This window comes from Trichormus variabilis 0441, assembly GCF_009856605.1.
In the GTDB taxonomy this organism is placed as follows: domain Bacteria; phylum Cyanobacteriota; class Cyanobacteriia; order Cyanobacteriales; family Nostocaceae; genus Trichormus; species Trichormus variabilis.
The window spans coordinates 1,364,384-1,379,042 of record NZ_CP047242.1 but is presented as its reverse complement, the minus strand read 5'-3'; the positions used below and the strand labels follow the sequence as shown (position 1 = coordinate 1,379,042).

At 40.5% G+C, this 14,659-nt stretch carries 7 protein-coding genes; 2 read left to right on the top strand and 5 right to left on the bottom strand.

Annotated features, from left to right (window positions below):
* The first annotated feature begins 474 nt into the window (after positions 1–474).
* Positions 475–5,619, top strand: coding sequence for a PAS domain S-box protein (locus GSQ19_RS05445; RefSeq protein ID WP_011316962.1), 5,145 nt, complete (start codon positions 475–477; stop codon positions 5,617–5,619).
* A 292-nt stretch (positions 5,620–5,911) separates the two neighbouring features.
* On the top strand, positions 5,912–6,616 hold the full coding sequence (locus GSQ19_RS05440) for a serine/threonine-protein kinase (RefSeq protein WP_011316961.1): 705 nt from the start codon (positions 5,912–5,914) through the stop codon (positions 6,614–6,616).
* A 182-nt stretch (positions 6,617–6,798) separates the two neighbouring features.
* Here GSQ19_RS05440 and GSQ19_RS05435 read toward each other — a convergent pair whose 3' ends face one another.
* The 5 genes from GSQ19_RS05435 to GSQ19_RS05415 all read right to left on the bottom strand — a co-directional run bounded on the left by GSQ19_RS05435 (position 6,799) and on the right by GSQ19_RS05415 (position 14,081).
* Positions 6,799–9,723, bottom strand: a complete 2,925-nt coding sequence (locus GSQ19_RS05435; protein WP_011316960.1) for a hybrid sensor histidine kinase/response regulator — start codon at positions 9,721–9,723, stop codon at positions 6,799–6,801.
* 105 nt (positions 9,724–9,828) lie between these two features.
* A complete protein-coding gene (locus tag GSQ19_RS05430) occupies positions 9,829–12,087 on the bottom strand; it encodes a methyl-accepting chemotaxis protein (RefSeq protein ID WP_011316959.1) in 2,259 nt (752 codons plus the stop codon).
* A gap of 42 nt (positions 12,088–12,129) precedes the next feature.
* On the bottom strand, positions 12,130–12,639 hold the full coding sequence (locus GSQ19_RS05425; protein WP_011316958.1) for a chemotaxis protein CheW: 510 nt from the start codon (positions 12,637–12,639) through the stop codon (positions 12,130–12,132).
* 4 nt (positions 12,640–12,643) lie between these two features.
* Entirely contained in the window at positions 12,644–13,021 is a 378-nt protein-coding gene (locus GSQ19_RS05420) for a response regulator (protein WP_011316957.1), read from the bottom strand.
* 16 nt (positions 13,022–13,037) lie between these two features.
* Positions 13,038–14,081, bottom strand: a complete 1,044-nt coding sequence (locus GSQ19_RS05415) for a response regulator (protein WP_011316956.1) — start codon at positions 14,079–14,081, stop codon at positions 13,038–13,040.
* Positions 14,082–14,659: the final 578 nt, after the last annotated feature.

Below are 14,659 nucleotides of genomic sequence, written 5' to 3'. Positions count from 1 at the left end.
ATCTGCTTGGATGTAGGAAATTAACTGGTGTAGTTAGGAATCAAGAAAAAACCTGGTTGATTGGTGCTTATTTCTTGAAGCAAAAAGTCAGATAAGCTGCCCTTGCTTTCATTTGCATATTTTTTCGTGCTAGCTGTAGACTGCTAATGCTTGACAATTGACTGTCACCAGTCAACAAAACATACAAGTGACTATGTAATTTAAAAGCGTGATGGCTTACTGCATCAGATTCTAGTTGATTTTTCAATGTATGTTAAAGTTTTGTTGATAATATTTACATTTTGACCCAGAATTGAAGAATTAGTTTACAACTGGAGAAAGACTTTTGTAACTATTAATATTGCTAGGGATTTCACTAGCTCTGTTTTTACTAATCTATTTTAGATATAGCTCGATTTAAGAAGAACTTTTTATTCAGCAAATAGAGAATTTCAATTTTTTAACGAAAGACGATCGCCTTTTTGTATATAGCTTATGAATCAACGTTTCCCTCTAACCATTTTACTGATTGATGATTGCGCCGAAGATAGGGAGATATATCGTTTTTTTTTGCAGCAGGATAGATTACATACCTATGAGATTTTTCAATTGGAGACAGCACAAGAGGCAATGACATGGTGTGAGCAACAGACACCAGATGTAATTTTGCTGGATTATTTACTGCCCGACTACGATGGATTAGAGTTTTTACAACAACTTAGGGAACACCTAAATAATAGCCAATCTGCTGTGATCATGCTCACAGGACAAGGGGACGAAAGTATCGCCGTCTGTGCGATGAAAAATGGCGCTCAAGATTATTTGGTGAAAAATTCTCTTACCCCGGAAACCTTACAAAGTGCAATTCATTATGCTGTAGAACGGATGCTGCTGACAAGACAGTTAGAACAAAGTCGGCAACAGCAACAACTAATGGTGGCGATCGCTTTAAGAATTAGGCAATCCCTGAAGCTAGAAGATATTTTGAGTGTCACAGTCGCGGAAGTGCGCCAGTTTTTACAAGCAGACCGGGTACTAATCTATCAATTTCAACCCGATATGAGTGGAATTGTGGTTGCAGAGTCTATACTTCCCGGTTGGATAGCCACGAAAGGAGCGCAAATTGAAGATAGGTGCTTTCAAGATAGTGCAGGACATAACCATCAAGTAAAAAAACGAGCGATCAATGATGTTTATCAGGCAGGCTTAACGAACTGTTATTTAGAACTACTAGAGCAGTTTCAAGTTAAAGCCACTTTGATAGTACCCATTATGGTGACAAATCAATCATGGGGATTATTAATTGCTCACCAATGTGCTGCACCCCATCAATGGCAGTCATTTGAACTGGACTTATTGGAGCAGTTGGCGGTGCAGATAGCGATCGCTATTCAGCAAGCAAGTGCCTATGCGCAAATACAGACAGAACTACAAGAACGAAAACGAGTGGAAGCAACTCTGCGCGAGAGCGAACAACGTTTTCGCCAGATGGCTGATACTGCTCCCGTACTGATTTGGATGTCGGGACTTGATAAACTTTGCTACTACTTCAATAAAACTTGGTTAGATTTTACTGGCAAAACCTTAGAACAAGAAGTCGGTGATGGTTGGGCGAAAGGAGTACATCCCGATGACTTAAAAGATTGCTTAGACATTTATGTCAATGCCTTTGATACCCGCCAAAATTTTCAAATGGAATATCGGCTCAAACGCTTTGACGGCGAATATTGTTGGATTTTGGATACAGGCACTCCTCGGTTCACCACTGAAGGAGAGTTTCTGGGTTATATCGGTTCCTGTGTAGATATTAGCGAACGAAAGCAAGTAGAAGCAGCCTTACAGCAGAATGAAGAGCGATTAACTATGGCTCTAGACGCTGCGTGTATGGGTAACTGGGAATGGAATATTCAAACAGGTGGAATTCACTGGTCGGAGAATTTGGAAAAACTATTTGGTATGGTTCCAGGGAGCTTCAATGGTCATTTTGAAACGGTTGTGTCGCTGATACACCCAGATGATCGGCAGAGGGTTTTACAATCCATTAATTGTGCTGTCTATAACAGAGAAGATTTCAACATCGAATTTCGGTTTATTAAACTTGATGGTACGCCACGTTGGGCGCTCAGTAGAGGTAAAGTGTTCTACGACCGAAACGGTAACCCTCTGCGAATGAGTGGTATAGATTTTGATATCACAGAACGTAAACAGGCGGAATCAAAGCTCCAAGAGAGTGAAGGGCGGTTTCAGGCGTTTATGAATAACAGCCCCTCAGCTTCCTGGATTACCGATGACCACGGTCGAATACTTTATCTGAGCCAGACCTATGTCCGTACCTTTCAATTGCCATTTGACAAAGTAGAGAATGTCATGGGCAAAACAGTTTTTGAGCTTTATGCCCCAGAAATAGCCCAGCAGTTTTTGGATAACATTCACCAGGTGGCACAGACGCAACAAATCCTCGAAACCATTGAGAAGGCTCCCAGATTGGACGGTACATTGGGGGATTTTTTAGTCTATAAATTCCCCTTACCTGGGACTACGGGGGAATTATTGATTGGTGGTGTAGCAGTTGATATTAGCGATAAAATTCGGGCAGAACAGGCATTACAAAAGCTTAATCAAGAACTTGAAGCGAGAGTGGCAGAACGTACTGCCGCTTTAAGGGAAAGCGAAGAACGCTGGCATTTAGCGCTAAGAGGCAGCAATGATGGGATTTGGGACAGAAACATCACAACTAATGAAGTTTTCTTCTCGATTCGTTGGGAAGAAATGTTGGGCTGTAGCAGTCAGGAACTGAGCCGAAATCGAGAATCATGGTTAAGCCGGATTCATCCTGATGATCATGATCGCATTATGAGGGCGATCGCCGACCATTTAGCTCACAAAACACCCTTTTTCCAAGAAGAATATCGGATACAGCGCAAAGATGGCTCCTATATATGGATATTAGATCGAGGTCAGGCTTTATGGGATGAATCAGGCAATGCCATTCGCATGAGCGGCTCGGCAACAGATATTACTAAACGCAAGGAGACAGAAAATCAGTTATTAAACATTTCCAGATTGCAACACGCAATTCTTTCTAGCATCGATTATGCAGTCATTTCTACCGATTCCGACGGCATAATTCAAACTTTTAACCTTGCTGCTCAAAGGATGTTGGGTTACACAGCCGATGAGGTGATTGGTAAGTTAACACCAAACAGCTTTCATGAGCCAGAGGAACTCAGACAACGGATGAATGAACTGAAACAAGAGATGGGTAGAGAAATTACCCCTCAAGATTTCATGGTCAAAACCCAGCAAGATAGTGATGAATTAGAATGGACTTTTATTCGTAAAGATGGTTCGCGTTTCCCTGTGGCTCTCTCGGTTAAACCCATGTTTAATCAAGAAGGAAAGCCTATTGGTGGTGTGGGAATTGCCAAAAATATTACTCAACAAAAACAGATAGAAGCTCAACTTCGCAAAAATACCTCTACTCTTGCTGCGGCACAACGGATTGCTCATCTGGGTAGTTGGGAACTGGATTTGTCAACGCACAACTTAATCTGGTCACAAGAGGTTTTTCGCATATTTGGCCGCCATCCTGAATCCGGGACACCAAGTTACGACGAAATGCTTGATTGTATTCATCCGGATGATCGCAACTACCGCGATGTTGTCTTACATCAAGCTATTACACAAAGACAAGCTTATGAACTAGAGTATCGTTTTTATCGTGCTGATGGCAGTTTGGGTTATTTACTATCACGAGGCGAAGTCATATTAGACACTCATGGGCAACCATACCAGTTAATCAGCACTATCCTAGACATTACCGAGCGTAAACAAACAGAAGAACGACTACGTAACCTTTCAGACCGATTGACCTTGGCAGTCAGTTCAGCCAATCTTGGTATTTGGGACTGGGATATGATACAGGAAGCGGAATGGGATGACCGAATGTATGAACTATATAATTTACAACAGTCTGAGAATAAGGCAAAGTACCAAGATTGGATAGATAGGCTCCATCCAGATGATCGAGATGAAGCAATGATGGCCTTTGAAGATGCCATAAAGGGAGTCAGAGAATTTGATACAGAATTTCGGATTGTTCTTGAAAATGGCAATATCCGCTTTATCAAAGCCTCCGCTTTAGTTCAACGCAATGAGTGGGGCGAACCACTACGCATGGTCGGGATTAACTATGATATTACTGAGCGCAAACAAGTAGAAGCTGCCTTACGGGAAAGTGAAAAGCGCTATGCTACCTTGACAGAAGCGGCTCCCGTTGCTATTTTTCGGCTTGATACTGCTAGTAATTGTATTTACGTCAACGAACGTTGGAGTTTAATGACAGGTAGACCAACACAAGCAGCATTGAAGAAGGGATGGTTAGAAAATATCCATGAAGAAGATCGCTATCACCTGGTGGTAGATTGTGCTGGCCTCTGCGGAAAACAATGTGGTTTATCGGAAACTTGTCGGCGGGAAGTCAGATATGTACGTCCAGATGGTAGCATCACTTGGTTCTACATCCAGATAGTACCCGAAACCGACCTAAATGGTACAATCTTGGGTTATATAGGTAGCTTGACAGATATCACTACCCGCAAAACAATTGAGTCAGAAGTTATTCACCATCGTGATTTGCGAGAAGCGATTTTTAATGAATCAGCCGATGCTCTTTTTTTAGTAGATAGAGATACGCAATTGATTTTTGATTGTAATGATCGTGCGGTTGATTTGTTTGAAGTTGCCAATAAAGAAGAATTACTCAATATTCAAGGTAATACACTACAACGTTACCAATTTACTCCCGAACAATTGGATGAAATTACACAGGAACTGAATCAAAAATCTTGGTGGAGTCGAGAAATTGAATATGCCACCCGCAAAGGTAATTTCTTCTGGGGAAATTTAGCTGCTAAACAAATTACTGTAGCTGGTAAGGGTATTAATTTAGTACGATTGTCTGATATTAGCGAACAGCAAGCCGCACATCGTGAACGCAAACAAGCGGTAGAACAAATACAGCGATCGCTAGATGAAAAAGAAACCTTACTCAAAGAAATTCATCATCGGGTAAAAAACAACCTGCAAATAATCTCTAGTTTGCTCAGGATGCAATCTAGACGTTCCTTTGATGAAACAACTTTGTTGCTATTTACAGAATCTCAAAATCGTGTACAGTCGATGGCTTTGATTCACGAGCAACTTTATCAGTCGGCAGACATTAATCAAATCAACTTTAGCGACTACATCAAAAATCTGACAGATAGCTTATTTCGTTGCTACGGGGTCAGTCAAAAGAATATAAGGATCAATATAGAAACAAATAGCATTAAATTGGATCTAGATAATGCTATTCCCTGCGGATTAATCATTAATGAGTTAGTTTCTAATTGTCTGAAGTACGCATTTCCAGAACAAAACGAAGACAATAATATTACTATTTCCCTGGAAGCAGTCCCAGGAAATCAATTAACTCTCTTAGTTAAAGATAACGGTATTGGCATTCCCGAAACATTAGATTGGGAAAATGCCAACTCTTTAGGCTTAAGAATTGTCAAAAACCTAGTCAGACAACTCAAAGGCAAGATTCTTTTAGAGTGCGATCGCGGTACTGCTTTCTCCATTCGCTTCCCCCAATAATTACCACAGCACCAAAGACCGGATCAAGCCAAAATGAGTCGTGATTTTTCGTACAGCATTTCTTTAAGTAGTAGAGCGATCGCCTCAAAAGATGGTTAAGTGGCGTTGGATCTGGTGTCGAACACCAAATTAATTTACTTTTGCAAATCTGCTCCTCAAAATAGGGTAGCGGTAAAAGAAATTCTCCAATCAACAAACAATGAGAAATATCAAAATAAGCCTGTAATGTTGCCGTAATAGTCCATATTAATCAGGTAGTGTATCTTATTGTTTGGTGCTATGTACTGCCGACATGAACAAATCACTGCCAACGCATTTTCAAGAAAGCATTTATCAAGAACTACTACCTAGTTTACAAATTGAAAGTGTCAATCCGCGTAACTTAATTCAGGTCACTTATGTTCCACAACCTTGGCTACTGCTAGGCAAAGGAAATTACGCAGCCGTAGTTTATCACCCTGATTACCCTGAGTTTGTGGTCAAAATTTATGCTCCAAGACGGCCGGGCTATGAAGAGGAAGTAGAAGTTTATCATCGTTTAGGTTCTCATCCGGCATTTTCTGAGTGTTTGTATGCCCAAGATGGCTTTTTAGTCTTGAAACGTCTTTACGGCACAACACTCTACGATTGTATGCACTTGGGTTTACCGATTCCCAAACAGGTGATCAGGGATATTGATGAAGCTCTTGAATATGCTCAAAGTCGTGGACTTTACCCTCACGATGTCCACGGTCGTAATGTCATAATGCACGAAGGTAGAGGATTAGTCGTAGACATTTCTGATTTTCTGCATCAAGAACCTTGTTCAAAATGGCATAATCTCAAAAAGGCTTATTACTGGTTATACCTGCCCGTATTACGCCCACTGCGACTGCCTGTGCCATACTCTGCTTTAGATTGGATTCGCAAATGTTACCGTTTAGGAACTTTATGCAAACAGTTATGTAGGCAACTAGCCCCAAAATTAAACTGTTTCCAGTATTTAAGACGTTATTGACCCTCTTATACTTAGTCTCAACAGACAACCTGAGTACGTCAGTCAAGTCGCTTCTCTACGAGACGCTACCCGTTAAGAGAAACTATGCCGCAGGCTTTACGCTTCAATGAAAAATTAAAGACAATTAGTGTGGGCTTGTTGATTTCAGCACATCAAATTTCATCCCCTGATGCAAAAACGCCCTAACTACTTACCGCTACATTAAAGATTAGTTCTTCTAGGGTACCGAGTAATTCTTGCTCATTGTAAGGTTTAGAAAAATAAGCTCTAGCGCCTAGCTGCATGGCTAGTTGCCGATGTTTATTGCTACTACGAGAGGTGAGCATGGCTACTGGGATATTTTTTGTGTCCACGTTGGAGTTAATCCGGTCTAAAAAGCCGTAGCCATCAAGGCGTGGCATTTCAATATCACAAATTACAGCTTTCACTTTTAAGCCACTCTCCAATTTTTCCCAAGCATCTTCACCATCTTTTGCTTGTTCTACTTGATATCCTCCTTTTTCTAAAGTTAATGCTAGGAAGCGACGCACATTAATGGAGTCATCAATGATTAAAATTGTGCCTTTGTTTTGAGTGGGGGGTGCTGGTAGTTTGGCACTATCAAAGAAGAGGAAGGGCGTTTTTAGTGTAGCTGATGATGATTGAAGATTTTTGGTGGGGTGTTGATTGGTGGCAATTTTATACAGGAGTTCGTTGGTATTAACTAATGCCACAACTCGACCATCACCTAAAATGGTGCAATTACTAAAGCCTTGGGGTAAGGGTATATTGCCCTCGACTTGGCGGATAGCAACTTCCTGTTCACCCCAGCAACGGTCTACCAATATAGCAACTGGTTGATTATTGCCTTTAACTATTAAGACGCTATGGGCGTTAATTGCTGGGGGTGTTTCTAGTTCTGGGCTATCGTAGCGGGGACAGTTAAATTCTAGGTGGCGACCGAGGCGAATTAGGGGGAGCATCGTCCCTTGCCAATTAAGGACTTCATTTCCTGCCATTGGGAATACTTGCTCGTTTTGCAATAAGAAGATTTCCGAAACCACATCGGTAGGAAATGCTAACAGCATTTTGTTGGTTTCTATGAGCAAAACTCTGGCGATGGAAAGGGTAAATGGTACTGATAAGGTAAAGGTTGTACCAACGCCTAATTCTGTATCAACTGTAATATCGCCCCGTACTAGTTTGAGGTTATTACGCACTACATCCATCCCCACACCACGACCAGATAAGGCGGTGACTTGTTCGGAGGTGGTAAACCCTGGTTCAAAAATTAGTGATAGGAGTTCTTCATCGGTGGCGTTGGCTAGTAAAGCTGCATCTATCCCCATTCCTTGGGCGCGGGTGCGAATTTTATCTAAAGAAATGCCCCGGCCATCATCGCGCATGGTGATGATAGTACGATTACTGCGGTGTGTGGCTGTAATTTCAATTAAGCCTTGTTCTGGTTTGCCTAATGCCTGACGGGTGGCAGATTCTTCGATACCATGATCAAAGGCATTCCTTAATAAGTGCATTAACGGCTCATTTAAGGCTTCTAAAATGCTGCGTTCAATTAAGGTGTTACCACCTGTAATTTTCAATTGAACATTTTTACCATATTCTACGTTTAAATCGCGGATGGCTCTGGGGAAACGCTCAACTAAGTCCGACATGGGGCGCATTCGGATATGGTTGAGCTTGGTTTGTAATTGTTTTGATGTTTTATTGAGTTTACGGGCGACGTGGTCTGTGTCGTCAACGCTGAGTTGAATATCTGTGGTGACTTCTTGGACTTGGACAATAGTTTCCACTACTGTTTGCGATCGCAAGTTTAACTCATTATAGCGATCCATCTCTAGGGCATCAAATTCGCTCTCTGGGTCTTGGGTCTGGGGATATTCTGCCCCATGATGAGCATTTACCAAGTCTTTGGTGGTTTTTCGCTCGTGAATTGTCCGCAATTCTTGATTTTCTCGTTCTAGGGTATGGACACGCTGGTTTAAGTTGCGTACAAGTTTGCGTAATCTTTCAATTTGGGAGTTCAGCCCATTACGTTGGATAATTAATTCACCAAATAAATCATTTATTTCTTCTAATTGTTTACTAGGAACTCGGACTGTATTTTCTTGATGTTCACGGTCTTTGTTGGCAATTAATGTATAATCTGTTGTGATATTTTCTTTGGCAAATTCTGTCAGTATTTCGGGGAAATCAATAATATTGAGGGGATGATGATTATTATTTTTTGATACTGTCAAATCTTCAGGAATAAAATTAGATTCTATAGGTGTTTCCGATAATTTATCTGCCTGAAATTGTGGTAGAGATGGAGTGTATACTGGAATGTGAACTAATTCACCAAACTGAAGTTCTGTTGGTAATTTATCACGTTGATTTGTTAAAACTAAAGCTTGCGATCGCCGCCATGTTTGTAAAGCTAATTGGGCAATTTCTGAGACATTACCGTTAGCATTTTCTATATGATATTTAATAGATTCACATAATTGGGTAAAAGCTGGTAACTGCAACATTTCCCCCAAACCGCCCAATTCCGCCGCCATGATGGCGACTTCTTCTTGTAAACAAGGTTGGTTTTGATCTGCCAATACCGACTCTAGACGCTGGAGACATCCTTCGATTTCTGATTCAAATAATAGAGGAATGATATCTTGCCCCTCTTCTGGTGATAGCATGGTTGCAGCATCTTCTGGAGTAGGGTCACCGAGGCGATCGCGCAATTCATCAAAGACTGGGTGACAAAATGTCGCTAACCAATCTTCTTCTACGGCATTTCCTTCTCCTAATAACTGGACAATTTGCCGTAACCAATCAACAGCAGAAAGTAATAAACTTTGTAATTTGGTATCAATTTCTAGGGAATTTTTGCGGGTTTTTAAAACCTTGAAAGCATCTTCCAAGCGATGGGATAAATCACTTAAAGCGCGAAATCCCATCATCGCTGCCCCGCCCTTAATTGAGTGAGCAGCGCGTAATGCGCCGTTAATTTTTTCTAAGTCAATGCGGTGACTTGTGTCGATTTCTAGTAATACCCCTTCTAGAGTATTAATGTAATCTGTAGCTTCTTCCAGAAACTGCATCTGGATTTCTAATTCTTTATCTTTTGACATGGTTTTTAGTCAGTTGTCAGTTGTCAGTGGTCAGTTGTCGATAGTCAATGGTCAACAACCTTTGTTTTTACTATGGACTTTGAACTATGGACTTTGGACTATGAATTAACTCACTTTAAAAGTACCCACAGTTTTTTGTAACTGGTGAGAAATTTCTACAGTTTGTTTGAGGGATTGGGCTACGAGGCGGGAGGAATCGCTGCTGCGTTGTGAGACAGAGGCGATATCCTGCATAAGTCTGTTAACAGTTTGTGATGTTTCTACTTGCGATACTGTAGCAGTAGAAATTGATTGTATTAAAGAATCGATTTGCCGGGATACATCTAATATTTGACCAAGGCTTTGTTTGGCTTCTTCCACAATTCTTGTCCCTTCTACCACTTGGGTAGTTCCTACTTCCATCGCCTTGACAACTTCGCTGGTTTCCCGTTGAATGTTCTCGACAATTTGCTCAATTTCTTGGGTAGCAATTGCACTTCTCGCAGCTAGTTCGCCAATTTCTTCGGCGACGACTCCAAAACCTTCGCCTTCTTCTCCAGCACGGGCGGCTTCGATACCTGCGTTGATGGCGAGGAGGTTGGTTTGGGTGGCGATTTGGTTAATGATGGAGACGACGCGGGAAATTTGTTGTGAAGATTCTCCCAGACGTTTGACTTTTTTGGCCGTTTCGCCAACAGTGGTGCGTAAGGACAAGATGTTTTGTACGGTCAAGTCCATTGCTTGTCCACTCTTGGCGGCGGTAAAGGCTGCATGATTAGCCACGGTTGCGGCTTGTTGGGCGCTGTCGGCTACGGCCTGCATGGAATGGGTCATTTTATCAACTGCGTCTAAGGTGCGGTTGATTTCGGTGGCTTGGGTGAGGGCTTCTTCTGCTAGTTGACGAATTGCGCCTTCGTTGGAACCAATAGCTGTGTTTAATTGACCAGCTGCTTGTTTAACTTGGGTGACGATATCCCGGAGGTTTTCGACGATGGAGTTGAAAAAGTCCGCCACTGTACCGATTTCGCCAGCCGTCACGTCTGCACGGACTGTTAAGTCACCTTTGGCGACACCTTCCACATTGCTGAGTAGTTCCAAGAGTTGTAATTGTAAAACATCTTGTGGTTGCCATTCCTGGTCAGGGTTGGTCACGACAAATCCTTTTTGTTTGACCGCAATTTGCAGATGTTCGGCGACTTGGTTAATATTGGTAGCCAATACGCCTAACTCGTCTTCCCTATCTACTTCTATACGGCTGGGGAACTCACCTTGACCGAGTTTTGCTAAGGTGGTGGTCGCCTGGGATAGGGGTTGTATGGTACGGTTAGCTAACCAAGCTGCGATCGCTCCTACTGCACAAGCTGCAAATGCTGTACCCAAAAGAATTGTCCACAATAGTTGTCGTTGTGGTAGTAATAAAGCATCTGCATCAGTGGTCAAAAGAACTTGCCAGTTCAGGTCTGGTAGTCCTGCTAAGTTTTGCGGTGGTACGTAACTAAGTAATACGGGTTTTTTATTAACTTTGGGAGTGGTGAGGAAACTAGCAACTTTTTTACCATCTAGACGTGCGGCTAAATCAGGATAATTGGCTTTGGCTTCTTTACCTAATAGTTCTTTTTCTGGGCTGAGGAAGATTATCCCTGAAGTATCAAGTAAATTATATGTATTGCCATTAACTGCATAGTCTTTGATGACCGCTTCTAGGGATTTGATGGGCATCTTCGCTCTGACCACAGCGATAATTTGATCTGTGGTAATATCTTTGATTGGTGCGGTTATATCAATACTTGATGGTTCTGATTGTTGAATGAGGGGTGCTTCTTTGCGGAGTGTTTCTTGAAAATAACTTTGACCTTTTTGGTTATATAAAATTTCTCCCGTAGACTGGGCGATTACGTCTCCTTGAATATCAAATACAGCTATACTTTCGTAATTTTGATAAATTTCGATAATGCTATCTAATACTAGTTGTTTTTCCTCCTTGCTTGTCTTACTACTAACTTGGGGATTGGCTAAAAATGGTAGACGGGAAATAAATTGAATATCTGCATAACGTCCCAACATGAAGCGGTTAACTGTGTCGGTTAATTTAGTGGCGGCTGTTTGTTGAGCTTGAGACGTTTGTTGGATAATTGATTTATTGAGTAAGTTATAGGCGATCGCCCCAACGGTTAAGATGGGGAGTGTACCGAGTGCGATTGCTAAAACTACGGCTTTGGTTTTTAAGCTTAAGCGTTGGTAATAAACTCCTAAATTCTGCTGATTAACAAGATGACTCAGCTTATTGGAGATTCGTCCGATACCATTACCAGCTTGTGTAGGAGAAATCAATGATGATTGATTTTGAGCATCATCACTCTTAGCCATGTCGGTTTTATTAATCATAATTGCAGTTAGGGGAAATAATTAATCAGAACAGAAAATATTTTATTGATAATTTTGATTACCAATAAGTACAGAAGAATTGACAATTGCTTGAGCATCTAACACGAGAAAGTTTTCTTCCTGTTGTGTCACACAACCACGTAAATAAGGAACCAAACTAGATGCTACCTGTCCAATAGGTGAACGAATTTCATCAGACATAAATTTAGTTATGCCTTTAATCTCTTGTACTACTAAACCCAATATTGTTGATTCTACTTTAATCACAATGACACTATATTGATGTACCCGGTTTTCTAATGATTCTAAATTGAGCATTTTTGGTAAATCAATTACCCAAATTATCCGACTACGCCAATTCATTAAACCTAAGACACAATGTGGCATATTTGGCATAGGCGTAATAGATTCAGCAGAAATAAGAACTGCTTCTTGGGTATGGTTCATCGCTAAAATAGCAGCACTTTGCTGATTTAGGTAAAATTTTAGATAACCATCTCCTGATTTATTTTGAGGTAACAGAGTAGCCATTAAAATTTGAGAGTTATCCATTGATTTAAAGCACTACAGATTTAATAGTACGTAGCAGATTTTCACGGGTATACGGTTTTGTAATATAGGCATCTGCACCTTGTTTCATTGCCCACAAACGGTCTATCTCTTGATTCTTAGAGCTGCAAATTACTATTGGGAGTTTTTCTGTAAGTGGATGTTTTTTTAAGGAACGACATAACTCAAATCCACTCATTCCAGGCATGACAACATCAGTGACAATGACATCAGGCTTTTCTAATAAAGCTTTCTCTATAGCTTCCTTTGCACCAGCAGCTTTAATTACGTCATAACCACTCTCTTGTAAATAACGACTCATCAGTTCTAATTCACTGGGTGAGTCTTCAACAATCAAAATTTTGCCAACTAAGGTAATACTCACTCTTCAATCTCCCAATTTAAGTAATATGTTTAAACACCATTTTTAATAATTCTGACTGGTCAAAAGGCTTAGTTAAATAGCCGGAGGATCTGACCATTTTTGCTTTAGCTCTATCAACAAATCCTGTTCTACCAGTCACCATAATAATAGGCGTATTTTTAAAAGCTGAATGTCTCCGTAATAGGGAACATAATTCATATCCGTCTAAATTGGGCATTGTCACATCGAGTAAAATTAAGTCTGGTTTACTCCGCAGAACTTGCATTAAAGCTTTCACAGGGTCATTAATAGTCACCACTGTAAAGACATTCTCATCGAGAAAACTTCTGATGGAATTTAAGACTGTCTGACTATCATCGATACAAGCGATGGTATATAAAGTTTTTCTAACTAGAGATGGAGGATTAATTGGCTGGGAGTTTTCGCTATTTTCAGGATGATTTTGTGGTGATGATGGAGATGAGGCGGGTCTGGTTGATGGCAAAACTTGTGAACCACCACCCGTATTTACAGATGGTGGTTTAGGTTGGCGTTGTCGCAATTGTTTTTGGCAATATTCAACTAATACACGCAAATCTAAATAACAAAATTTTGGCATTTCTTCCCAAGTAATATCAGGGAAAAATTCATAACTTCCTTCTTTAATGACTAAAAATGTCTCTATTACTTCCTTTGCTAGTTCTTCTATCAAAATGGCGGCTTGTTTGGGGTTAATATGGTTCTGATCTACCAGCCAACAAATCGCCTGATAATCTACATATAAGATGGATTGACCTTCACTCTTGGGTTCAAACATCAACCGCATTTGTACACGGGTAGCGCTGTTCAGGGTAGGTATTTTTTGGCTTAAGCGCCGCAGTTGATTATCAAGACGCTCAAATAATTTATCTGAGTAGGAAGCGTAAGTAAGTTTACCCGCTTCTAAATTAATTGTCCAAGATGTAGTGTCTGTAAATACACGTAAGCATCCTGTAGCGTGACGACTGGTGAGTTGAGCTAAGAGAGATAGGGGATGTAGTTTATGATTTAACCTGTAGTTATTTATAGGAGTTGTACTCATTTTGCTTTTACTTTAGATAAATTCCATAGGTGTCAACTTAGTTGATGCGGAAGCTTCGCCAAAAGTCCTATCATGAATTGGTTAACTAAATAGGTGATATAAAATACAAGCTTTATTGAAAAGTATTTGTCATAAACTACTCGTACAGTATATGTTTTACGATAATTTAATCCCCAATTAGGTGTAAAATTTAGTAAATTTATTAACTCTGTTACAGAGAGAAATACGGCTTGTGGAAGGTTTCATCAACAGAAGTTAAATACCAAAAAAGTGATATTCCTCTGAGTAACTTTTAATTCATAAAAGCTAAATTAGCACTGTTAATTTAACAGAATTTAACTAAAGTCTTATCAGTATTTTCACTTAAAAAAAATATGTTAACCGAATCTAGTCTCATTTTGCCGCTTGATTCAGTATGGCTACGCAACCTTTCAACAATTCAGCCATGACAATTACCTCAACTGCTACTAGTGTAATTGTCTATATAGTTCCCAACTTTTGACAGAATATTTATGAAGTTAGCGAAAACTCTACAGTAGCCGAGAAATAGGTAATAAAAACGGAACCCCAGATTTACA